General features: G+C 66.3%; 20 protein-coding genes and 1 pseudogene. 13 read left to right on the forward strand and 8 right to left on the reverse strand.

Features of this window, described 5'->3' with window-relative positions:
- Positions 1–9 precede the first annotated feature (9 nt).
- Both NL241_RS03880 and NL241_RS03885 read left to right on the forward strand, forming a co-directional pair.
- Positions 10–453 (forward strand): nuclear transport factor 2 family protein, encoded by a 444-nt coding sequence (locus NL241_RS03880; RefSeq protein WP_494396830.1) that lies wholly within the window; start codon positions 10–12, stop codon positions 451–453.
- Positions 450–2,051, forward strand: coding sequence for a flavin-containing monooxygenase (locus NL241_RS03885; RefSeq protein ID WP_494396831.1), 1,602 nt, complete (start codon positions 450–452; stop codon positions 2,049–2,051). The genes NL241_RS03880 and NL241_RS03885 overlap by 4 nt, the downstream gene beginning before the upstream one ends.
- On the opposite strand, the gene NL241_RS03890 is transcribed toward NL241_RS03885, so the two are convergent.
- Positions 2,038–2,667: a TetR/AcrR family transcriptional regulator gene (locus tag NL241_RS03890; RefSeq protein ID WP_487694366.1), complete on the reverse strand. Its 630-nt coding sequence runs from the start codon at positions 2,665–2,667 to the stop codon at positions 2,038–2,040. The two genes, NL241_RS03885 and NL241_RS03890, sit on opposite strands and share 14 nt — an antisense overlap.
- A gap of 65 nt (positions 2,668–2,732) precedes the next feature.
- On the opposite strand from NL241_RS03890, the gene NL241_RS03895 reads away from it, so the two are divergent.
- The 3 genes from NL241_RS03895 to NL241_RS03905 are packed head-to-tail and all read left to right on the forward strand — an operon-like array spanning position 2,733 to position 5,070.
- Complete coding sequence (locus NL241_RS03895) at positions 2,733–3,110, forward strand: ester cyclase (RefSeq protein ID WP_494396832.1); 378 nt, start codon at positions 2,733–2,735, stop codon at positions 3,108–3,110.
- Complete coding sequence (locus NL241_RS03900) at positions 3,107–4,153, forward strand: TIGR03857 family LLM class F420-dependent oxidoreductase (RefSeq protein WP_494396833.1); 1,047 nt, start codon at positions 3,107–3,109, stop codon at positions 4,151–4,153. Before NL241_RS03895 ends, NL241_RS03900 begins: the two co-directional genes overlap by 4 nt.
- A 44-nt stretch (positions 4,154–4,197) precedes the next feature.
- Positions 4,198–5,070, forward strand: a complete 873-nt coding sequence (locus NL241_RS03905; RefSeq protein ID WP_494396834.1) for an LLM class flavin-dependent oxidoreductase — start codon at positions 4,198–4,200, stop codon at positions 5,068–5,070.
- Positions 5,071–5,088: 18 nt separating this feature from the next.
- On the opposite strand, the gene NL241_RS03910 is transcribed toward NL241_RS03905, so the two are convergent.
- Positions 5,089–5,850, reverse strand: a complete 762-nt coding sequence (locus tag NL241_RS03910) for an SDR family NAD(P)-dependent oxidoreductase (protein ID WP_494396835.1) — start codon at positions 5,848–5,850, stop codon at positions 5,089–5,091.
- A 58-nt stretch (positions 5,851–5,908) separates the two neighbouring features.
- On the opposite strand from NL241_RS03910, the gene NL241_RS03915 reads away from it, so the two are divergent.
- A complete protein-coding gene (locus NL241_RS03915) occupies positions 5,909–7,138 on the forward strand; it encodes an amidohydrolase family protein (protein WP_494396836.1) in 1,230 nt (409 codons plus the stop codon).
- A 51-nt stretch (positions 7,139–7,189) separates the two neighbouring features.
- The gene (locus tag NL241_RS03920; protein ID WP_494396837.1) at positions 7,190–8,458 is read left to right on the forward strand and encodes an HNH endonuclease signature motif containing protein; all 1,269 of its coding nucleotides are present in this window, start codon (positions 7,190–7,192) and stop codon (positions 8,456–8,458) included.
- Here NL241_RS03920 and NL241_RS03925 read toward each other — a convergent pair whose 3' ends face one another.
- The gene (locus NL241_RS03925; RefSeq protein ID WP_494396838.1) at positions 8,459–9,946 is read right to left on the reverse strand and encodes an acyl-CoA carboxylase subunit beta; all 1,488 of its coding nucleotides are present in this window, start codon (positions 9,944–9,946) and stop codon (positions 8,459–8,461) included.
- A gap of 68 nt (positions 9,947–10,014) precedes the next feature.
- Here NL241_RS03925 and NL241_RS03930 point away from each other — a divergent pair, with 68 nt between their 5' ends.
- Both NL241_RS03930 and NL241_RS03935 read left to right on the forward strand, forming a co-directional pair.
- Complete coding sequence (locus NL241_RS03930; protein WP_494396839.1) at positions 10,015–11,013, forward strand: LLM class F420-dependent oxidoreductase; 999 nt, start codon at positions 10,015–10,017, stop codon at positions 11,011–11,013.
- Positions 11,014–11,071: 58 nt separating this feature from the next.
- Positions 11,072–12,301 (forward strand): cytochrome P450, encoded by a 1,230-nt coding sequence (locus tag NL241_RS03935; RefSeq protein WP_494396840.1) that lies wholly within the window; start codon positions 11,072–11,074, stop codon positions 12,299–12,301.
- 51 nt (positions 12,302–12,352) lie between these two features.
- Here NL241_RS03935 and NL241_RS03940 read toward each other — a convergent pair.
- Positions 12,353–13,650 (reverse strand): annotated as a pseudogene (locus tag NL241_RS03940) (amidohydrolase family protein).
- A 102-nt stretch (positions 13,651–13,752) separates the two neighbouring features.
- Positions 13,753–14,658 carry an alpha/beta hydrolase-fold protein gene (locus NL241_RS03945; protein WP_487696189.1) on the reverse strand — a complete coding sequence of 302 codons (906 nt, stop codon included), beginning with the start codon at positions 14,656–14,658 and terminating at the stop codon, positions 13,753–13,755.
- A 94-nt stretch (positions 14,659–14,752) separates the two neighbouring features.
- Here NL241_RS03945 and NL241_RS03950 point away from each other — a divergent pair, with 94 nt between their 5' ends.
- Both NL241_RS03950 and NL241_RS03955 read left to right on the forward strand, forming a co-directional pair.
- Positions 14,753–15,373 (forward strand): TetR/AcrR family transcriptional regulator, encoded by a 621-nt coding sequence (locus NL241_RS03950; RefSeq protein ID WP_487696299.1) that lies wholly within the window; start codon positions 14,753–14,755, stop codon positions 15,371–15,373.
- A 155-nt stretch (positions 15,374–15,528) separates the two neighbouring features.
- Positions 15,529–16,956 (forward strand): APC family permease, encoded by a 1,428-nt coding sequence (locus tag NL241_RS03955; RefSeq protein ID WP_487696190.1) that lies wholly within the window; start codon positions 15,529–15,531, stop codon positions 16,954–16,956.
- A 9-nt stretch (positions 16,957–16,965) separates the two neighbouring features.
- Here NL241_RS03955 and relZ read toward each other — a convergent pair whose 3' ends face one another.
- Entirely contained in the window at positions 16,966–18,672 is a 1,707-nt protein-coding gene (gene relZ, locus NL241_RS03960; protein ID WP_487696191.1) for a bifunctional ribonuclease/(p)ppGpp synthase, read from the reverse strand.
- Between the two features lie 40 nt (positions 18,673–18,712).
- Between relZ and purB the strand changes: the two genes are divergently transcribed.
- Positions 18,713–20,131, forward strand: coding sequence for an adenylosuccinate lyase (gene purB / locus NL241_RS03965; RefSeq protein ID WP_487696192.1), 1,419 nt, complete (start codon positions 18,713–18,715; stop codon positions 20,129–20,131).
- Positions 20,132–20,136: 5 nt separating this feature from the next.
- Entirely contained in the window at positions 20,137–21,342 is a 1,206-nt protein-coding gene (locus NL241_RS03970; RefSeq protein ID WP_494396841.1) for a cytochrome P450, read from the forward strand.
- A gap of 28 nt (positions 21,343–21,370) precedes the next feature.
- Here NL241_RS03970 and NL241_RS03975 read toward each other — a convergent pair whose 3' ends face one another.
- Positions 21,371–22,234 (reverse strand): DUF559 domain-containing protein, encoded by an 864-nt coding sequence (locus tag NL241_RS03975; protein ID WP_487696193.1) that lies wholly within the window; start codon positions 22,232–22,234, stop codon positions 21,371–21,373.
- A gap of 96 nt (positions 22,235–22,330) precedes the next feature.
- Positions 22,331–22,957 carry a hypothetical protein gene (locus NL241_RS03980; RefSeq protein WP_487696194.1) on the reverse strand — a complete coding sequence of 209 codons (627 nt, stop codon included), beginning with the start codon at positions 22,955–22,957 and terminating at the stop codon, positions 22,331–22,333.
- Between the last annotated feature and the right edge of the window lies 1 nt (position 22,958).

Consider the following 22,958-nt stretch of genomic DNA (forward strand, 5'->3'; position numbering starts at 1 on the left):
GGTTCCCGGGTGACAACACCAGACGAGTTGGAGGCGTTGCGGGTGCTCAAAGCCCGGTACTGCCGATACCTGGACACCAAGGACGTCGAGGCCTGGCGGGCGTTGTTCGCACCCGATGTGGTGGTGCGTCTCGACCTTGCCGTGTCGACCGGCGGACAGGACCCACAGACCATGCCGCCACTGACAGGGCTCGAGCAGTTCGAGCCCGTCGTGTGGGGTGGCGTCAAAGATGCCGCCACCGTGCACCATTGCCACACCCCGGAGCTCGCGCTGACCTCGCCGACCACCGCCACCGGCATCTGGGCGATGGAGGACCTGCTGGTTTTCGGCAACGGCAGCCAACTGCACGGCGCCGGCCACTATCACGAAACCTACGAAAAGCGCTCCGACACCTGGTTGATCACGAGTCTGCACCTGACCCGGACGTTGCTCCGATTCACGGGGCCCACGTGACCGAACTCGATGTCCTGGTGATCGGGGCAGGGTTCTCCGGCCTGTACGCACTGCACCTACTGCGTGAGGCGGGTCTGCGCGTCATCGCCGTCGAAGCCGCCGAAGGTGTCGGTGGCACGTGGCTGCACAACCGCTACCCGGGGGCCCGCTGCGATATCGAGAGCATCGAGTACTCCTACAGCTTCTCCGAGGAGATCCAGCAGGAGTGGGTGTGGACCGAGACCATGCCCGCCCAGCCTGAGATCGAGGCGTACTTGAACTTCGTCGCCGACCGGCTGGACCTGCGCCGCGACATCACCTTCAACACCCGCGTCGTGTCGTTGGTGTTCGGTGACGGCACGTGGACCATCGGCACCGAGACGGGGCGGACCTTCACCGCGCAGTTCGTGGTGGCCGCGTCCGGCATCCTGTCCGCGCCCCTGGAACCCGACATCGCGGGCATCGGCTCGTTCGGGGGCTTGTCGTTGTTCACCAGCCGGTGGCCCGACGGTGTCGATCTGCGTGGCACGCGGGTGGGTGTCATCGGCACCGGATCCACCGGCGTGCAACTGATCCCGGTGGTGGCGCGGGAAGCCGAGCACCTGTACGTCTTCCAGCGTTCCCCGGCCTACACGCTGCCCTGGACGGTGCGGGCCTTCGCACCTGGTGAGCTGGAGTCCATGAAGGCCGACTACGCCGCGATCCGGGCGGCGCAACGGCAGCACCCGGTGGGGGCGGCGCGACTGAGCGCGTTCTCGGTGCTGCTCGACATGCTCGTCAGCCCACCGATCAAATCCGCCTCACGCGAGGACCAGCTGCGGGCCGTCGACGAGCGCGGGATCCTGGGTGCGCTCAACTGGGGTGACATCTTCTTCGACATCGAAGCCAACCGGATGGCCGCTGCGTTGTACGGTGAGGCGGTCGCACGGATTGTCGAGGACCCCGAGACCGCCGCGGCGCTGGTGCCCACCCACCCGTTCGGATGCAAGCGCCCCATCATCGACCAGGGCTACCACCAGACCTTCAACCGCCACAACGCCACCCTTGTCGACCTCCGCAAAGGCGGGATCGAGGAGGTGACGGCGACCGGTATCCGCACCGCGCAGGGGCACTTCGGCCTCGACGTCATCATCTACGCCACCGGATTCGACGCGATGACCGGTGCATTGACCCGTATCGACATCCGGGGTCGAGAGGCGCTGTCGTTGAGGGAGTTCTGGGCCGACGAAGGCCCGCTGTCCTATCTCGGCCTGGCCGTCGCGGGCTTTCCCAATCTGTTCACCGTGCAGGGGCCAGGAAGCCCTTCTGCAGCGACGAACTTCGTCACCGCACTGGAGCAGCACATCGAGTGGATCACCAGGTGTATCGACTATCTACGGGTCCATGGATATCGGACCATCGAGGCGCTGCCGGACGCTCAACGGGAGTGGATGGAGCACGCCGCCTCGTTGGTGGCGCCCACCGTGCTGGTACACCCGAGTTGCAACTCCTGGTACAACGGCGCCAATGTTCCCGGGAAGAAACGCATGTACATGGGCTACACCGCGGGCATTCCCGAATACCGCCGCCGGTGCGACGAGATCGCCGACGGCGGATACACCGGATTCAAATTGGCCTAGTTCCCCGCTTCCGTTGTCCATACTCCCTGATGACCCGGGAGCGGGCCGTGGTCAGCGCGGTTTCGAGGTCATGCTCGGTGAGCACCACCCACTGGAACCCGATCCCGAACATCGCCGAGGTGATGTCGTTCACCACTGCGGCGACATCGATGTCGCCGCGGACGGAGCCGTCGGAGATCCCGGCGCGGAGAGCGTGTTCGACCTTGGCGGCACCCTCACGCAGATGCCCGGCCACGCGATCGCGCAGCGGGGAGGTGGTCTTCACGGCTTCGAACGTGGCCACGAACATCGCGCGCAGTACCTCGCGGTCGGTGACGTAGAGATCATGGATGCGGTCGAAATGAGCGAGGACCTGCTGCATCCCGGTGGCCCCGGGGTGGGGATCGGGGTCGAGGCGGCTGACGTATTCGTGCAGGAAGGCCTCGAGGATCGCGTCCTTGCTGCCGTATCTGGCGTGCACCATCGCCCTGCTGTAACCGGCGCGACGGCTGATCTCGGCGGCCGTTGTTGCTTCCCAGCCTTTTTCGACGATCAGCGCAGCGGCGGCCTCGAGCAGGCGACGGGCCGACGTTTCCACGCGTTCTGGTTGCGTCAGCCCCCGGACAGGAGTGGGCACCCTTGCATATTAAACGGCCGACAATTAACTTGGTGGTCGAGTGCCACATTGCCGGGAGGCCAACGATGACGTCACGCTCGGCGCGTGAGGTTGTGGAGCTGTACAACCTGCAGGTGTGGAACCGTCGTGACTTCGCACTGGCCCCGGAATTGTTCGCCGACAACGTGATTCGGCACGATGTCGGCGAGTCGCACGTCTTGACCCGCGCACAGGCCGTGGCGCGGATCGTCGACCTGTGCCAGGCGTTCGACGACATCCAATTCACGCTCAACGTCGTGGTGGCCGGCGATGACGGAGAGCACGTCACCATCGTCTACGAGTCCACCATGACTCCGACGGACGGCGCACCAACGTCGATCGCCAGCATGGAGGTGTTCCGGGTGGTCGATGGACAGATCGCCGAGGTCTACAACTGTGGGTACAAACAAGGAGTCTGGACGTGACGGATCGTGTGCTCGACGAACTCGGCTACTACCTACTGGCGGGTGCCGGGGGAGAGGGGCCCGCCACGCTGATGGACGAGGCGCGCGACGGTGAAGCGCTGGGTTTCGGAACGGCCTTCATCTCGGAGCGGTGGAACGTCAAGGAGGCCTCGTCCCTGGTGGGTGCGGCCTGTGCGGTGACCAGCCGCATGCAGATCGCCACGGCGGCAACCAATCACAACACCCGACACCCCCTGATCACCGGATCCTGGGCCACCACCATGCACCGGCTGTCCCGCGGCCGGTTCACCCTCGGTATCGGGCGCGGTATCGCCGCGATGTACTCGGCCTTCGGGGTCCCGGCGGTGACCACCGCGCAAATGGAGGACTTCGCGCACGTGATGCGCCGACTGTGGCAGGGCGAGCTGATCTTCAACCATGACGGGCCCATCGGGAAGTATCAGGTGCTGTTCCTGGATCCCGATTTCAACGAGGACATCCGGTTGGCCATCGTGGCCTTCGGGCCGCAGACGCTGGCCCTCGGTGGCCGTGCTTTCGACGACGTCATCCTGCACACCTACTTCACCCCCGAGACGCTGCAGCGCAGTGTCAAGACCGTCAAGGACGCCGCCGAGCAAGCCGGGCGCGATCCGGACAAGGTGCGGGTCTGGTCGTGTTTCGCCACCGTTGGCGACCACCTGCCCGAGGAGTTGCGGCTGAAGAAGACCGTGGCCCGTCTGGCCACCTATCTGCAGGGCTACGGCGATCTGCTGGTGAGCACCAACAACTGGGATCCTGCTGTGCTGCAACGGTTTCGTGAGGATACCGTGGTGCAGTCCATTGCCGGCGGCATCGACCACAAGGCCACCGCCGGGCAGATCGAACACATCGCGACGTTGATCCCGGACGAATGGCTGGAGCCGTCGGCCACCGGCACCGCGGCGCAGTGCGTCGACCGGGTGCGCAAGGAGTTCGACTACGGCGCCGACGCGGTGATCATGCACGGCGCCACCCCTGACGAGTTGGCCCCGATCGTGGCGCAGTACCGGACGACGGTCAGCTGAGCTCGGACGCATTTTCACCCCACTCACTGATCGGACGGCGACCCTTGGCCACTTCACCTGTACGTCTCGGATGTGTGTATCTGCCGCAGTTCGCACCGGAAGGGATCGGCGCGACCGCACGGGCCGCCGATACCGCTGGTCTCGACGAGCTGTGGCTGTGGGAGGACTGCTTCCTGGCCGGCGGTGTCTCCGGCGCCGCGATCGCGTTGGCCAACAGTGAACGGCTGACGGTCGGGGTGGGCGTGCTGCCGGTGCCGTTGCGCAACGTGGCGCTGACTGCGATGGAGATCGCGACCCTGCACCGGGCTTTCCCCGGCCGGGTGCGCATCGGCCTCGGCCACGGTGTGCAGGACTGGATGAAACAGGTAGGCGCCAAAATGAGTTCACCGATGACGCTGATGCGGGAATACCTCACCTGTTTGAGCGCACTGCTGCGTGGCGAGACCGTCAGCTTCCACGGCACGTACGTGACTCTCGAGGACGTGACGCTGGACTGGCCGCCGACGACGCATGTCGAGATCCTCGCTGCAGCCGTGGGTCCGCGCACGTTGGCGCTCAGCGGAGAATTGGCGAATGGCACAGTTCTGACTCAGGGCACCACTCCGGATCAGGTACGCGAGGCGATCGGTCAGATCGCCCCCGCCGGCCCGCATTCCATCATCACCTACGTACTGTCCGCTATTGGTTCTGATGCGGCGCAGCAGATCGAGCAGGAGATCGCACGCTGGAATCTCGATGCGTCCGCGGATATCCACGCCAGTGGAAGCGCCACGGAAATCGTTGCTGCCGTGCGGCGGTGGGTCGACGCCGGCAGCGACACGGTGGTGTTGCAGCCGCCGCTCAACGTCCGCGTCGAGGAGTTCGTGGAGTTCGTCGGCACTCACGTTCAACCGCTGCTTCAGCAGGGGCGCCAGTGACGCTCGTCGCATGCTCCTCTAGGGCCGCATGGTCACGCCGCCGTCGACGGCGAGCACCTGACCGGTGATGAAGCCGGCATCGTCGGACATCAGGAATGCACCCATGGCGGCGATGTCCCCCGGTTCACCGAAGCGGTGCTTGATGGCGGCCATGGCCTTGGCTGAGGCGGCCACCGACTCCGGCAGATCCGGCAGGTTCTCGTGCAGGATCAGCCCCGGCGCGATCACGTTGGCGCGCACCATCTTCGATCCGTAGCGGGCCGCGACGGTGCGCATCAGCGCGTGCACCGCGGCCTTGCTCATGCCGTAGGCCACCCGGACCGGGCTGGCGGAGTGGGCCTGCGCCGACGACGTGTAGACCATCGAGCCGCCACCCGAGGACACCAGCGCCGGCACCGCGTGCCGTGAGCACAGGAAGTACCCGCGTGCGTTGGTGGACATGACCGCGTCGAAATCCTCGAGCGGCAGATCCACTCCGGCCGTGGACAACCCGTCGGCGAAGTTCGCGTAATTGGCGTGGAAGCCGTTGAGCTGTCCGAACTTCGACATGGCCAGCGACACCAGGGTGGCTACCGAGTCATCATCGGCGCCGTCGAGGTGGGTGCCCACCACCTCGGCCCCGTCTGCGCTGATCTGCTCGGCCAGTGCGGCCGCGTGCTCGGTGTTCAGATCACCGACCACCACCCGCGCGCCCTCGGCGGCGTAACGACGCGTCAGCTCATCACCGATTCCGCCCGCACCTGCGACGACGATGACCTTCCCGGCCAGCCTGTCAGACATGGCGTCACCCTAACCCAGGCGTCTATCGAAAGGCTTACCGGAAGGGTATCTTGTCGATATGCAGTTCATCGACGCGCCGATCTTCGATGCCGACCAGCACATGTACGAGACCGTCGACGCGCTGACCAAGTACCTGCCACAGCGTTACCGCCATGCCGTGCAATATGCGCAGATCGGTCGCCAGACCCGGATCATCATCAACAACAGGGTCACCGACTTCATCCCCAACCCCACCTTCGAGCGCGTGGCCGCCCCCGGTGCGCACGAGAAATTCTTCGCCGGCGAGAACGTCGAAGGGCTGACGTTGCGGGAGATGCAAGGCCCGGCCATCGCCGCGCCGCCCGCCACCCGCTCACCCGAGGAACGGGTGAAGGAGTTGGACCGACAGGGCGTCGCCGAGGCGCTGAACTACCCGACGCTGGCCAGCTTGGTGGAGCACTCGTCGGCCGACGACCCCGCGCTGACGCTGGCGATCATCCACGCGCTGAACCAGTGGATGGCCGAGCACTGGACCTTCGCCTATCAGAACCGGGTGTTCTCGACACCGATCATCAACCTCTCGGAAGTCGACGCCGCGCAGCGTGAACTCGACTACCTCCTCGACAACGGCGCCCGCGTGGCCTTGATCAAACCCGGACCCGTCAACGGCCTGCACGGCTGGCGCTCACCCGCGTTACCGGAGTTCGACCCGTTCTGGCGTGACGTCGAAGCGGCCGGCCTGCCGATCGTGCTGCACGCCAGCTACCCGCCACTGAGTGACTACGTGAACACTTGGGAGCCGCCGCACACCCAGAACTTCATGGCGCAGAGCGCCTTCCGCTGGATGGTGCTGGGGCACCGCGAGATCTCCGACATGATCACCAGCCTGATCTGCCACGGCACACTGACCCGCTTCCCCAAACTCCGCATCGCGAGTGTGGAGAACGGCAGCAGCTGGATCTTCCCGCTGTTCCATGACTTCGCCGACCTCTACAAGAAGATGCCGCAGAACTTCCCCGAACACCCGCACGAGGTGTTCCGGCGCAACATCTGGGTGAGCCCGTTCTGGGAGGGCTGCGTCTCCGATGTCGTCGAGACCGTCGGCTGGGACCGGGTGCTGTTCGGGTCGGACTACCCGCACCCGGAAGGGCTCGCCGAGCCCAGGGGATTCTGGAAGTACGCCGAAGGCATGGACATTCGACGCACCTACGACTTCATGGGCGACAACGCGCGGCGCTTCATGGGGCTGCCTATCGCCAACCCCGATCCTGCCGCGCTGCAGCCGCCGCTTGCTGAATCCTCTCGTTGAGGGCCTTCGCGGGCGGGCCTTCTGTCGTACCGCTCTGCTTGGATAAGTGTTATGTCCACGACCGCAACATCTTTCGCCGATGCCGGGATCAGTCCCAAGCAGCGGTTCGAGGTGTTGTTCGACAGGCTCGGGGAGTTGTCGGGTCAGCGCAATGCGATCGACGGTGAGATCGTGAAGATCGTCGCCGAGATCGACCGTTATGGGTTGGCGGGCAACACCGGTTTCCGCTCGGTCGAGTCGTTGGTGGCGGGCAAGACCGGGGTATCCCCGCACACCGCGAAGACCCTCACCACCATCGCCCGGCGCAGCGAGGAGTTGCCGCAATGCACCACGGCGATGCGGGAGGGGTGGCTGTCGTTGGATCAGGTCGGTGTCATCGCCACCAAAGCCGGTGACGGCTCCGATGCGCACTACGCGCAGTTCGCGAAGTACGCCACCGTCGAACAACTCCGTAAAGCCATCAAGTTGGAACCCCGCCCGGCACCTGAATCTGACGCCGAAGTCGAGCCCAAGCCGGAGCCGGAGGCCCCGCGGTCGCTCACCCAGACTTCCGACGACGATTCCACCACGTGGCACATCACCTTGCCGACGGGGGAGGCTGCCGAGTTCGACGCCGCGCTACGTTCCCATCAGGACAAGCTGGTCGCAGACTGGAAACGCGACCACACCGACGAATCAGAAACCACTCCGCCGTTCCCCACCCCGGTGGACGGGTTCATGTGCCTGGTGCGCGCCGGCTGGGATGCCGACGTGGCGGCCCGCCCGCACGGGCATCGCACCACCGTCGTGGTGCACGTGGACGTCGAATCCCGTCTCGCGGCTTTGCATCTGGGTCCGCTGCTGTCCGACGACGACCGCCGCTACCTGCTCTGTGATTCGACCTGCGAGGTGTGGTTCGAACGCAACGGTCAACCGATCGGGTCGGGTCGTGAAACGAGGACGATCAGCCGTCGACTGCGCCGGGCACTGGAGCGCCGTGACCACGGCACCTGCGTGGTGCCCGGCTGCGGCGCCACCCGAGGCTTGCATGCTCACCACCTCACGCACTGGGAGGACGGCGGCCCTACCGAGCTGTGGAATCTGGTGCTGGTGTGCCCTTTCCACCACCGCATGCATCACCGCGGCCGCATCACCCTCACCGGACCCGCCGACCGGCTTGTCGTCACCGACGTCACCGGCCGCCGGATGACGGCAGGATCACTGGCCCGACCACCCACAACAGCGCGACCTGATGTCCCACCGCCACCCGGGCCCACCGGGGAACGCTGCGACTGGTGGTGGTACACCCCCTACCAACCACCACCCTCCACCGCCAACTAGCTACGGCAGAATGACGGTGCGACTCACCGGCTCCGGCGAGGACTGGCGGCTGTAGAGACCGCGGCTGAGCGCCGACAGCAGGGCGTCTCGGGTCTCGCGCGGGTCGATCAGCTCATCGAAGCCGAGGTTCTGGGCGGACCGGTAGGACGCCTGCAACTCCGCGTCGCGCAGCTTGGCCGACAGGTCCTCACCGGCATGGGACGCCTTGCTCAGCGCCGCGGCGCTCATCGCGCCCATGGTCGCGCCGGGATAGGCGTAGGTGGCCACCTGATCGTCAAAACCCAACAGCGACATCACCATCGAACCGAACCCGTATGCCTTGCGCAGGGTCAGATGCAGTTTCAGCGTGGTCGCCGCGGTCTGAGCGGCGAACATCCGCCCACCCGCGCGCAACACCCCGCTGCGTTCGGAACGGCTGCCCGGCAGCATGCCGGGATTGTCGGCCAGGAACACGATCGGTAGATGGAAAGAGTCGGCGACCATGATGAAATGTGCGGCCTTGTCTGCGGCATTGGCGTCGATGGAACCGGCCAGCACCTTCGGCTGATTGGCCACCACGGCGACGGGATGCCCGCCCAGATGTGCCAGCGCGCAGATGATGGCGGGCCCGTACTTGGGTTGGACCTCGAACCAGTCGGGGCGGTCGAACACCACGTCGAGCACCGCGCGCATGTCGTAGACCCGTCGGTTGTCGCGGGACACGATGTCGAGTAGTTCGGGGGTGGGACGCGGCCCGCAGGCCGGTAACGACGGGGGATAGGACCAGGCGCTGGGCGGGAAGTACGACAGATATTTACGGATGTCGTCCAGTAGCGCCGCATCGTCGTCGGCGACGTTGTGGATGACACCGCTGGGCAGGGCGACCTCCGGGCCACCCAGGTCTTCTTTGGAGATCTCCTCGCCCGTGGACTCTTTCACCACCGGTGGTCCGGCCGTGAAGATGGCTCCCTGCCGAGTCATGATCCGGAAATCGCACACCGGAGCGACGAGCGCGCCGTGCCCCGCTGACGGCCCCAACAGTCCCGCCACCGTCGGCACCTTGCCCGAACAGCGGGCCTGGGCCAGCAGATCGGTGGGGGTACGGCCGTAGTGGCCGCCGGTGGGACGAAAACCCGCACCTTCCAACAGCATCACCAAGGGGATCTTGTCGCGCACCGCCAGTTCGGCGATCCGGTAACGCTTCGCGTTGCCGCCGGGACCGATGCTTCCCGCCAGGGTGGTGAAGTCTTCGGCGCCCACCATCACCGGCACGCCGTTGATCATGCCCGATCCGGTCACGATGCCGTCGGCGGCGATGTCCCCGCCCACCTGCATGCCCAGCTCCCGGAACGTCCCGGCATCGAGCAGGTGGTCGATGCGGGCGCGGGCGTCGAGTTTGCCCGTGTCATGGTGGCGGGCCACCCGTTCGGGACCGCCCATCGCCAGTGTCCGGTCGCGACGCCGACCGAGATCATCGAGCGTCTCCTGCCAATCCGGAACCTTTGTCATCTCAGTCCTTTGGTGGAGGTTTGGCGCGTCGTTGACCGTACTGAATTGCTTACTGTAGCGTCTCCGACATGTCGCGGCTGAAGATCGACCGCGGATTGCCGGGGCCCCTCGGTCGTGTCGCGGACAGCGCGTCCGCGGTGGAGCGCGACGGCGCTGACGGATGCTGGGTGGGGGAGGTCAACCACGACCCGTTCCTGCCGCTGGCGCTGGCCGCCGAACACACCTCCCGCATCGAGCTGGGCACCAGCATCGCCGTCGCCTTCGCCCGAAACCCGATGACGGTGGCCACCGTGGCCTGGGACCTGCAGGCGTTCTCGGGTGGCCGGTTCCTGCTGGGGCTGGGCACTCAGGTCCGGCCGCACATCGAACGGCGGTTCTCCATGCCGTGGAGCCACCCGGCCCGGCGCATGCGTGAGTTCGTCCTTGCCGTGCGGGCGATCTGGACCTCGTGGCGGCAGGGTTCACGGTTGGACTTCCGTGGTGAGTTCTACACCCACACCCTGATGACGCCGATGTTCACCCCTGAACCATCCGGCCACGTCGACCCCAAAGTCTTTGTGGCGGCGGTCGGTCCGGTGATGACAGCGGTGTGCGGTGAGGTGGCCGACGGTCTGCTGGCGCACGCGTTCACCACGCGTCGCCACCTGCTGGAGGTGACGACGCCCGCGTTGGCGCGTGGACTGGAGGCCAGCGGGCGGCGGCGCCACGACGTGGAGGTGTCCTGCCCGGTGTTCGTGGTGGTCGGTGACGCCGGGGCCGCGGCGGTACGCAAGCAGATCGCGTTCTACGGTTCCACCCCGGCGTATCGCGGGGTGCTGGATCTGCACGGCTGGGGTGAGCTGCACGAGCAGTTGCACCGGCTGTCGCGGCGCGGGGACTGGGACGGCATGGGGGAGCTGATCACAGACGAGGTGCTCGACGCGTTCGCCGTGGTGGGTCCATCCGACGAGATCGCCGCGCGGTTGCGGGACCGCTGCGCCGGGGTGATCGACCGGGTGCTGCCCAGCTTTGCCCCGGAACTGCCAGATGAGGTTGTCGCCGAGATTCTTGCGGAGGTGCGCCGATGAGGGGCTTTTCTGCTGTGGTCACGGGGAGCGGCGTGTCAACCGCAAGCGAGGAGCTGTCATGAGCAACCCAACCATCGAATCACCGGGCGCAATGCTGGCCGACCCGCAGGCCTATACCGACGAGGCGCGGCTGCATGCCGGTTTGGCGCAGCTGCGCGCCACGGCGCCGGTGTCGCGGGTGGACGTGCCCGAATATGCGCCGTTCTGGGCGATCACCAAACACGCCGACATCATGGAGATCGAGCGCGCCAACGACGTCTTCACCAACGCGCCCCGGCCGGTGCTCGTGACCAGGAAGAACGACGAACTGCAGGCGGGTGTCGGGATCCGCACCCTCATTCACATGGACGACCCCGACCACCGCGACCTACGGGCCATCGGCACCAACTGGTTTCGGCCAAAGGCCATGCGCGCCTTGAAGGCCCGTGCCGACGAGCTGGCTGCGAGATTCGTCGATCACATGGTGTCCCAGGGTCCGGAATGCGATTTCGTGCAGCAGGTGGCGGTCAACTATCCGCTGTACATGATCATGACGCTACTGGGTGTGCCCGAAGCCGACTTCCCGCTGATGCTCAAACTCACCCAGGAACTGTTCGGCAGCGACGACGACGAGTTCAAACGTGACGAGGGCGAGCAGATGACAGCGCTGCTGGAGATGTTCCAGTACTTCACCGCACTGACCGCGTCGCGCCGTGAGCACCCAACCGACGACCTGGCGTCGACGATCGCCAACGCCCGGATCAACGGAGAACCGTTGTCCGACATCGACACCGTGTCCTACTACGCCATCATCGCCGCGGCCGGACACGACACCACCAGTGCCAGCATCGCAGGCGGCATGCACGCCCTCGTCGAACACCCGGAGCAGCTGGCGCGGTTGACAGCCGATATGAGTCTGATGCCGCTGGCGGTCGAAGAGATGATCCGATGGACCACACCGGTCAAGGAGTTCATGCGAACCGCGCAGCGCGACTACGACATTGGCGAGGTCCGCATCGGTGCCGGCGAATCGGTGTTGCTGTCCTACGTGTCGGGTAACCGCGACGAGGACGTCTTCGACGCGCCGTTCACGTTCGACATCGCCCGCGATCCCAACAGGCACATCTCTTTCGGGTATGGCGTGCACTTCTGTCTGGGTGCCGCGCTGGCGCGGATGGAGGTCAACAGCTTCTTCAGCGCCTTGCTGCCGCGGCTGGAGTCGGTGGAGTTGGCCGGCGCGCCGCAGCACATGGCGACGATCTTCGTCGGCGGGCTCAAACACCTGCCGATCCGCTACGCACTACGGTGATTTCGGCGCGCTCATAACCGCTCAGCGGTTATGAGCGCGCCGAAATCCCGACTATCGCTGGCCGGCGGTGGCGTCGTCGAGGCGGGCGGCCCAGTCAGCCGGGCTGGTTTTGTTGCCGTCGCGGTGGTGGGACAGGGCTTGGATGGAGACGTCGTGTCCTTCGGCGGCTTTGCGTAACGCCCCGACGGTGGCCTGCTCGCGGGGGATGTGGGTGAACGGGTCGAAGTGATAGAGCCGCATCGCGTTTTCGTGGGTGATCTTGTTGATCTCCTCATCGGGGACCTCATAGGTCTCGAACACCGCCATCAATTCCTCCGGGGCACCGGGCCACATCGAATCGCTGTGCGGGTAATCCATCTCCCAGCAGATGTTGTCGATCCCGATCAGATGCCGGTTCTTCACCCCCACCGGATCGGAGATGAAACACGTCATGAAATGCTCCCGAAAGACCTCCGACGGCAACTTCCCCCGAAATCCTGATGCGTCCACGTCGAATGCATCTCATAGGTGCGATCCACCCGATCCAGAAAATACGGAATCCAGCCCGTCCCACCCTCACTCAAGGCGATCTTGAGCGTCGGGAACTCCTTGATGGGCGCTGACCACAACAAATCCGCCGCCGCCTGCACGATGTTCATCGGCTGCAACGTGATCATCACATCCATCGGCGCATCCGGAGCGGTGATCGCCAACCGCCCCGACGAGCCGATGTGCACATTCATCACCGTCTCGGTATCCACCAACGCCTGCCACAACGGCCGCCAGTACTCCAGATCATGAAACGACGGATACCCCAGCGTCGACGGATTCTCGGTGAACGTCAACGAATGCACCCCCTTGTCGGCCACCCGCCGCACCTCCGCGGCACACAACCCCGGATCCCAGATCGCCGGGATCGCCATCGGGATGAACCGCCCCGGATGCGCCCCACACCACTCATCGATATGCCAGTCGTTGTAGGCCTGCACCAACGCCAACGAAAACTCGGCATCCTCGGTGGCAAAAAGACGCGCCGCGAACCCCGGAAACGACGGGAAATTCATCGTCGCCAACACCCCACCGGCATTCATGTCCTTGACCCGCTCGGCGGCGTCATAACAGCCCTTGCGGATCTCATCGAGACCCTGCGGCTCCAGCCCGTACTCCTCTTTGGGCCGCCCGGCCACCGCATTGAGCGCCACATTCGGGATCACCGTGTCCCGGAACTGCCAGGTATCGGAACCATCCGGATTGTGCACCAACCGCGGCGCCTCATCGCGGTAGCGCTCCGGCAGATGCCCTTTGAACATATCCGGCGGCTCGATGATGTGATCATCCACCGAAATCAAGACCATCTCATCCTTGTGCACGGCAAGTCCCTTCCCGAAGCGCTTACGGTATGGGTTCACCATAGTCGCGCGTTACACCTATTGGCGACAGTGTTGCGCGACTGTCTCGCCGTGATGAGCCGGTCAGGCAGCCAGAAGCGGTGCGATCCAAGTCAGTTCGGCCGGCAACTGCGAACTCCAGTACGCACCGTCGTGGCCGCCCGGGGAGAACCCGCCTGCCGGCGGAGTGGGCAGCGCGGCGATGTACTCCTGCGTCGCGGTGTAGAACGGGTCGCTGTTTCCGCAGTCGATCCGGATGGGGATGGATGCCAGCGCCGGCAGCCCCCATACCGAGTTGGCCGCGTAGTCGTCGGCGCTGTCGAAGGCCCCCGGCGCGGCCGCCCCCGACGACAGCCACAGTGCGGGGCTGACCGCGCAGATCGCCGCGGTGCGGGCGGGCCCGAGGCGACCGCCCAGCAGCAGCGCCCCGTACCCACCCATCGACCAGCCGATGAACCCGACCCTGGTGGTGTCCAGGCCCTGCGCGGCCAGCATCGGCAGGAGCTCGTCGAGCACCATGGCGCCGGAATCCTCACCGGAAGTGCGCTTGTGCCAATAGCTTCCGCCGCCGTCGACGGCCACCACCGCGAACGGCGGCAGTCCCGCCGCGACAGCCTGGGCCAGACCTTGTTCGACACCTCCGGCCATGACGGTCGCCGCGTCGCTGCCCTTGCCGTGCAGCGCGATCAGCGGTCGCAGCGGGGCGGTCTGCCCCGGCGGGCGGGCGATCGCCCAGTTGGTGTTCACCCCGCCGCGGGCCGCCGACACGAATGAGCCGGTGACCATCGTCGGCGCAGGCCCGGCCGCAGGTTCCAGCGGCACCGGCGGAGCCAACGGGACACCGACGCCCGTCATCGAGACCGGGGGTGCGGCGGGCGTAGGACCGGCCGGGGCGAGAGCACCGAGGGTGTAAGCGCCCACGGCACCGGCGGCGACACCGGTCCCCAGCCGCAGGATGGCGCGCCGACTCAGCTCTGGCATGGCGGCCATCTTGCCATTGCCGGCTGTGCAATCCTGCGCGCCGGTTAAATGCAAGTACCGGTTTTGGTCGAAAACGTCCAGCGTGACCGGGGTGGCTGGCAGCATGCTAGGCGTGACAGCAGCGGTCACTCCCAAAGGAGAACGTCGGCGGTACGCGCTCGTGCGCGCCGCCGCCGAACTGCTGTGCGAAGGCGGTTTCGAGGCGGTCCGCCACCGCGCCGTCGCCAACCGCGCGGGGCTGCCGCTGGCGTCGACCACCTACTACTTCTCCTCTCTGGACGACCTCATCGTCGCCGCCGTGGAACACATCGGCATGGTGGAGGCCGCCAACATGCGCGGCCGCATCGAGGGGCTGTCCAGGCGCAGGCGCGGACCCGAAGCCACCGCGGAAGCCCTGGTCGAACTGCTCGTCGGCGACACCCCCGGTGGGGACCAACTGGTCTCCCGCTATGAGCGCTACATCGCCTGCGCGCGCCAACCCGCCCTTCGCGCAGTGCAGCGGCGGATCCTGCAACAGCGCGCCGAGGCGGTGGGTGAGGTGGTTGAGCGTTCCGGCCGCTACGCCCGCGCCGAGATGCTGGCGGCGCTGGTCTGTGCCGTGGACGGTGCGGTGGTGTCGGCCCTGGTCGACGGCGCCGGGAGCCCACGTGAAACCGCGCGAGCCACCCTGGTGGACGTCATCGACGTCTTCGCTCCCTACGACAAACGAGCGATCCGGGTTTGACTTTCGGCAGGGTTGGTTACCTATGCCGTCATGAATCTGACCGCTGCGGCTGACGCCGCATTCGACTGATCGGGCCGGTTTGCTCGATTGAGCAGGCACACCCCTCTGCGCTGACCGATGATGAAAGGCGCACCCCACCCCTTGTAGGAGGCGACATGGCGCAGTCGGAGACGAAAGAAGAACAACCCAAGCTCAAACGGGTGATGGGCCCGGGACTGCTGCTGCTGTTCGTGGTGGGCGACATCCTGGGTACCGGGGTTTACGCGCTGACCGGTCAAGTGGCCGGTGAAGTGGGCGGCGCGGCGTGGCTGCCGTTTCTGGTCGCATTCATCATCGCCACCATCACGGCGTTCTCCTACCTGGAGCTCGTCACCAAATACCCGCAGGCGGCCGGAGCAGCGCTCTACGCGCACAAGGCTTTTGGCATTCATTTCGTCACCTTCTTGATCGCGTTCATCGTGATGTGTTCCGGAATCACGTCGGCGTCCACGGCATCGCAGGCGTTCGCCTCCAATCTCATCAAGGGATTCGGTCTGGACTGGGGCAAGGTGGGCGTGGCAGCCATCGCGCTGCTGTTCATGGCGGCGCTGGCGGCCATTAATCTGCGCGGTGTCAGTGAGAGCGTCAAACTGAACGTGGGGCTGACCATCATCGAGATCACCGGCCTGATGATGGTGATCTTCGTGGGATTGTGGGCGTTCACCCAGGGCGGCGACAACATCGACTTCTCGCGCATCATCCTGTTCGAAAGTGAAGGCGACCGAAGCACTTTCATGGCCGTGACGGCCGCGACGTCGCTGGCGTTCTTCGCGATGGTGGGGTTCGAGGACTCGGTGAACATGGCCGAGGAGACCAAGGATCCCGTGCGGATCTTCCCGAAGGTGTTGTTGAGCGGCCTGTCGATCGCCGGTGTGGTCTACATCCTGGTGTCGATCATCGCCGTCGCGCTGGTCCCGATCGGTGACCTCAAAGAGAGCTCCACCCCGCTGGTCGACGTGGTGGAAGCCGCCGCGCCGGGGCTGCCGATCGACGAGATCTTCCCCTTCATCACCATGTTCGCGGTGTCCAACACGGCGTTGATCAACATGCTGATGGCCAGCCGGCTCATCTACGGCATGGCCCGCCAGCACGTGCTGCCCCCGGTGCTGGGCACGGTGCATCCCAAGCGGCACACCCCGTGGGTGGCGATCGTGTTCACCACCGTGATCGCATTCGGGCTGATTCTCTACGTGTCGGGCTTTGCCAGCAGCAGTGCGGTCTCGATCCTCGGCGGCACCACCTCACTACTGCTGCTGACGGTGTTCGCGGTGGTCAACGTGGCGGTGCTGGTGCTGCGCAAGGACGTCAGAGCCGACGGCAACCACTTCAAGACGCCGACCGTCCTGCCCATCATCGGGTTCCTGGCGTCGGTGTATCTGGTGACCCCGCTGTCCGGGCGGCCCGCCGCGCAGTACCTGGTCGCGGGCATCCTGGTGATCATCGGGATCGCGCTGTTCTTCGTCACCACGCTGATCAACAAACAGTCCGGCCTCAAGGGTCCCGGCATCACCGATCCGACACACCTGGCCGACGCCCCGGACTGAGCTCCGGGATCAGCGCAGCTTCGCCGCCCTGGCCTGCAGCTGGGCGACCCGGTGAGCGTTGCCCTGCAGACCGATGTAGCGCTCGCCGAACTCAGCGAGCAGCACGTCATCGAGGCGGCGCACCGCGCCCGGGGGGAACCGGTAGTCGAATGCGGTGTTGACGGCGTCGGTGTCCACCCGGTCGAGCAGCTGGTCCAACTGCTCCAGAGAATCGATGCCGAGTTCGAGCAGCAGACCAGAGATCCAGCTGTAGTGGTCGGTGCGTGACCAGCCCGCGTCACGGAACCGGTTGCCGAGGTAGGTGGCCAGCACCGGCGTCGCGATACCCGGGTCGACCGAGGCCAGCACGGGTTCGACCGGCTCGGTGGACCGCAACCGGTCACGGATGGCCGAGAATTCGCGATCGGCGAGTTCCAGCAGACCGGCGGCCAGCGTGAAGCGGCGATCCAGGTCGGGGGCGTCGTCTTCGGGGACCGAACCCTTGTAGCGGATATCGTGCTCGAACTCCGCCCACGCGTGCTGCAGGACGGTGCGGATCTGGATCGACGCCGGCTGCTGCTCGCCCTCGACGGCCACCAGCAGATGCCGGCTGGCATAGCCCCACCGGCCCGCGCTGGCGGTCTCGAGTCCCATGTCGCGGTCGTCGAGCAGCCGCATACCGTCGGCCAGCAACGTGGCGACGGTCGCCACGTCGTCGCGGACATACGTGATGACCCGCAGTCCGATCTGATCGGTGATCTCGTTCAGCGGGTCGGAGTAGAGCCTGCGGCCGTCGACACTGCGATCGGCCTTGGCCGCGAAACTGGCCACCGTCTTGGTCCTGGCCGTCGCGCTCAGGTAGTTGATACCGGCGTCGTCGAGCAGGGCGGTCACCAGATCCAGGTAATGCGCCGTGCTGGTCCGCAGCGCGGGCCTGCGCTGGGCGTACGTGGCGATGGCGTCGTGCACCGCACCCGGGGTGGTCTCCGGCGGGGTGGGCTCCAGGTCCGACGGCAGTGTCGGCGTGACGATGTAGCCGCCCGCCAGGTCGCCGTACACGGTCACCTCGTGGGGAAGTGCGTGGGCGAATCGAGCGATGTAGGCGCACAGCACGGCGTCGACGGGATCTTCGGCACGGCGCAGATCGCTCTTGCTGGTGGCGTTCTCGACCCCGTCACGCAACTCGTGCCAGACCGGCGAATCGGCGACGCGCAGCGGCGGGTGCGCTTGGGCCAACCCCTCGATGTGATCCATCAACCGCAGGAACTCCGACCGCAGCTGCGCCACGCCGCGACCGGTCTTCGACTTGTATTTCAGCGTGCGGCCGAGCCGGAACAGCGCGACCGTCGCCGCATGCGGGTACACCTCGATGGCGCGACGGCCCGACGTCGACGCGGGGTCGATGTCGAGGTCCAGATCCTCGGCGATCTGCGCGGCGCGCGGCGTCCCGGCGTACTCGGGTTTCGTCTTGTTCGCGGGGTGGGCGCCGGCCTGGAATCTGCCGAAGTCCGCGTTGAGCGCCTTCTCGGCGGGCCGCTGACCGGTGGCGTTCTGCACCACCAGCGGAGCGTCGATGGCGACCACACACTCGTCTTCGACATAGGGCTGCAGTGCGGCGCGGATGCTGGCGTCATCGGTGGCGCGGCCGACGTGCAGGAGCTTGCCGCCGTCATCGATGACGGCTATCCCGCTGGGCTTACGGTGTCCCGAGGCGAGATCGAGGCCGACGAAGTACATGGCCTCAGTGTGCTGCATGAGGGCCGTAAGCTGTGTGTTCGTGAGTATTCCGAACGTCCTGGCCTCGAGGTATGCAAGCGCGGAGATGACGGCGATCTGGTCGCCGGAGGCCAAGATCGTCGCCGAGAGGCGGCTCTGGCTGGCAGTTCTGCGGGCACAGTCCGAACTGGGTGTGGCGGTGCCCGCCGGAGTCGTGGACGACTACGAACGGGTGCTCGAAGACGTCGACCTGGCCTCCATCGCCGCCCGCGAGCGGGTGACCCGCCACGACGTGAAGGCGCGGATCGAGGAGTTCAACGCACTGGCCGGCCACGAGCATGTGCACAAGGGCATGACCAGCCGCGACCTCACCGAGAACGTCGAACAGCTGCAGATCCGCCGGTCGCTGGAGTTGGTGTTCGCCCACGGGGTGGCGGTGGCCGCCCGCTTGGCTTCACGTGCGGTCGAGTACCGGGAACTGGTGATGGCGGGGCGGTCCCACAACGTCGCCGCCCAGGCCACCACGCTGGGGAAGCGGTTCGCCTCGGCGGCCGAAGAGACTCTGGTGGCTCTGCAGCGGGTGCGGGAACTGATCGACCGGTATCCGCTGCGTGGGATCAAGGGGCCCATGGGCACCGCGCAGGACATGTTGGACCTGTTCGACGGCGACACGTCGCGTCTGGCGGAGTTGGAGTCGCGGGTGGCCGGGTTCCTCGGCTTCTCCGCGGTGTTCCACAGCGTCGGACAGGTGTACCCGCGTTCACTGGACCACGATGTGGTCTCCGCCCTGGTGCAGTTGGGCGCCGGCCCGTCGTCGTTCGCGCACACCGTGCGCCTGATGGCCGGACACGAACTGGTGACCGAAGGGTTCGCGCCCGGGCAGGTGGGGTCGTCGGCGATGCCGCACAAGATGAACACCCGCTCGTGTGAACGTGTCAACGGACTGCAGGTGGTGCTGCGCGGTTACGCGTCGATGGCAGCGGAATTGGCTGGGGCGCAATGGAATGAGGGCGACGTGTTCTGCTCGGTGGTGCGCCGCGTCGCGCTGCCGGACGCGTTCTACGCGCTGGACGGGCAGACCGAGACCTTCCTGACGGTGCTCGACGAGTTCGGTGCCTACCCCGCCGTGATCCAGCGTGAGCTCGACCGGTACCTGCCTTTCCTGGCGACCACCAGGATCTTGATCGCCGCGGTGCGGGCCGGGGTGGGCCGCGAGACCGCACACGAAGTGATCAAGGAGCACGCTGTGGCGGTCGCGCTGGCCATGCGGGAGCAGGGACGGGAACCGGACCTGCTCGACCGCTTGGCCGCCGACTCGCGGCTGCCGCTGGATCGCGCCGCGCTGGATGCCGCGCTGGCCGACAAGGGCGCGTTCGTCGGCGCGGCCGGCGATCAGGTGGATGCCGTGGTTGCTGCGGTATCGGGTCTGGTGGAGCGCTACCCGGACGCCGCCAAGTACACCCCCGGCGCGATTCTCTGACCGCCATGGGGGCGCTCGCGGGGGTGGATCTGACCGATCTGGATCTGTTCGCATCCGGGTTCCCCCACGAGGTCTTCGCCGAGCACCGCTCGGTCGCGCCGGTGTACTGGCATCCGCCGACCGAGCACACGCCCGACGGCGAGGGATTCTGGTCGGTCGCCACGCACGCCGAAACCCTTGCCGTGCTGCGTGATCCGGTGGTGTTCTCGTCGGTGACCGGCGGTTGGCGGCCCTTCGGCGGAACGCTGTTGCAGGACCTGTCGATCGCCGGCCAGGTGCTCAACATGATGGATGATCCGCGGCACGCGCAGATCCGCCGGCTGGTGAGCTCGGGGTTGACGCCGCGGATGATCGGGCGGGTCGAGTCCGACCTGCGTGCTCGGGCTGCTTGCCTGCTCGATGGTGTCACGCCGGGTGTGTCGGTCGATTTCCTGGTGTCGGTGGCCGCCGAGTTGCCCATGCAGATGATCTGTATCCTGTTGGGAATCCCTGACTCCGAACGGCATTGGCTGTTCGAGGCGATCGAGCCGCAGTTCGACTTCGGCGGATCCCGGTCGGCGGCTGTGAGCCAGTTGTCGCCCGAGGACGCGGCATCGCGGATGTACACCTACGGCATGGAATTGATTGCCGCCAAACGCGCGGCGCCCGCCGACGACATGCTGTCGGTGGTGGCCCTCGAGGATTCTCTGTCGGATCTCGAGCTGTATCTGTTCTTCAGTCTGCTGTTCTCGGCCGGCGCCGAGACCACGCGTAATGCCGTCGCCGGTGGGCTGCTTGCCTTGGCGTCGTTCCCGGCGCAATGGTCACTGTTGCGGTCGAATCCGGCGCTGTTACCCGGTGCCATCGAGGAGATGGTGCGCTGGACCGCGCCGTCACCGTCCAAGCGCCGCACCGTGACTGAGCCGGTGACGTTGGGCGGGTGCGCTATGTCGCCCGGCGACAAGGTGGTGGTGTGGGAAGCCTCGGCGAACCGGGATCCGTTGGTGTTCCCCGATGCCGATCAATTCGATATCACACGAAAGCCCAACCCGCACCTGGGCTTTGGCTTCGGTGTGCATTACTGCCTCGGCGCCAACCTGGCCCGGCTGGAGTTGCGGGTGTTGTTCGAGGAGCTGCTGGCACGGTTCTCGTCGATCTCGGTGGACTCTCTCGAGTGGACCCGCAGCAACCGGCACACCGGCCTCCGTCACCTCTTCGTGCGTCTCTCGTGATTTGGGCGCGCTCATAACCGCTGAGCGGTTATGAGCGCGCCGAAATCGCTGCCTGCACCTCGGTGATGACGCGGTCCGGGTGCTCGGTGAGGTCGCGCCACGTGAATCGAAGTACTCGCCAGCCCATCAAGATCAGGGCGTTCTGACGCTTGCGATCCTTGCCGAAGGTGTCTGTGTCACTGTGGAATGCCCAACCGTCGATCTCCACGGCGACCTTGTGACCGGCGAACGCCACGTCGACGACGTAACCGCCGACAGGATGGTTGGCGATCCACCCGGTGATGTGGTGTCTCTTGAGCAGGTCGAGGAACAGTCGCTCGGCCTTCGATCTACCGCCGTCGCCGGCTGCTTGCAGGTAGATGCGGGCGCGAGGTGAGCCGTGTCGGCCCTTGTTCCTGACGTGCGAAGTCCAGAGCTTGCGCAGTTCGGTGTGTTGCGCCAGCGCCGTGTCCATGAGGGCAGGGCCGCCGTCGCGTCTCACCGCCGCTTCGATGGCCGTCAGCTCCAACGTGGTGACCCGCAGACCGCGGAGATCCACGATGTCGGCCGGTTCGAGGTCACGCCGACGCACGCGGGTTTGCGGGCGGCGCCGTCCATGACTGTTCCGCGGGACCGTCACCTCGACCGAGGCGGGTACATCCGACGTCAGGCCGTGCCACCAGGCGGCCGACACACCGGTGGCGACGGCCTGATCCCCATACGACCAAACTGTGGCCCGAATCCAGGCCGAGGTGGTGAACGGCTGGTCGTTGACCCAGTAGACGCCCTTGGCGTAGCGCTGCCAATGCCCGGACTGGACCCGACGCGATACCGCGCTGAAGCTCAGCCCGCATTCGAGCGCCTGTTTGAGGGTGATGACGCCGTCCTGGCGGCGCAAGTGATCATCGAGCACACCTGTTTGTCTCGACGAGGGTCGGTTCGGTTCCAAACTCGCGATTTGGGCGCGTTCGTAACCGCTGAGCGGTTACGAACGCGCCCAAATCCCGCGCTACTTCCAGGGGGAGCGGATGCCCGTGGCGCGCAGCTCGAGGGCGGCCAGGCCGCGGATCGTGACCACGTCGTCGCGGCGCCAGGCACCCACCGGATCCATGCTCACCGACGCCAGCTTGCGCAGCGGGCGGTTGGCCAGGGCGCGCATCGCCAGCAGCTGCTCACCGGCCGGCGTCGACGCCAGCGTCAGCGCCGTCCACTTGCGCCGGAAGAACCGGATCCGCAGGAACAGCCACGGCATCGCGATCGCCAGGATGGGCGGCGACGCCACCGCCAGCGCCAACACCCACGCCAACCAGCTCGCGGTGCTGTCGAGGTTGTGACCTGCGCCCGCCAGATCCAGCGCCGCCTCGCCCGCCGCCTCCAGGGGACTGCGCAGGTCATCGCCGATCCACGGCACACCGGAGACGCTCTCGCCCGCGGAGTCCAGATTGTCGGCGATGCCGTTGGCGCCGGTCTCGACCTGACGGCCCACTGCCGCGATGGTGTCGATGGCGGCGTGTACGGCCATCCCGACCATGACCCAGATGACCGTCCAGATCAGCACCAGCACATCACTGATCAGCTGGAAGAGAAGCCGCCGAGGTGTGGTGGCGTAGGGCAGGAACCGCGAACGCGAACTCATG

Source organism: Mycolicibacterium sp. SMGY-1XX, assembly GCF_059132455.1.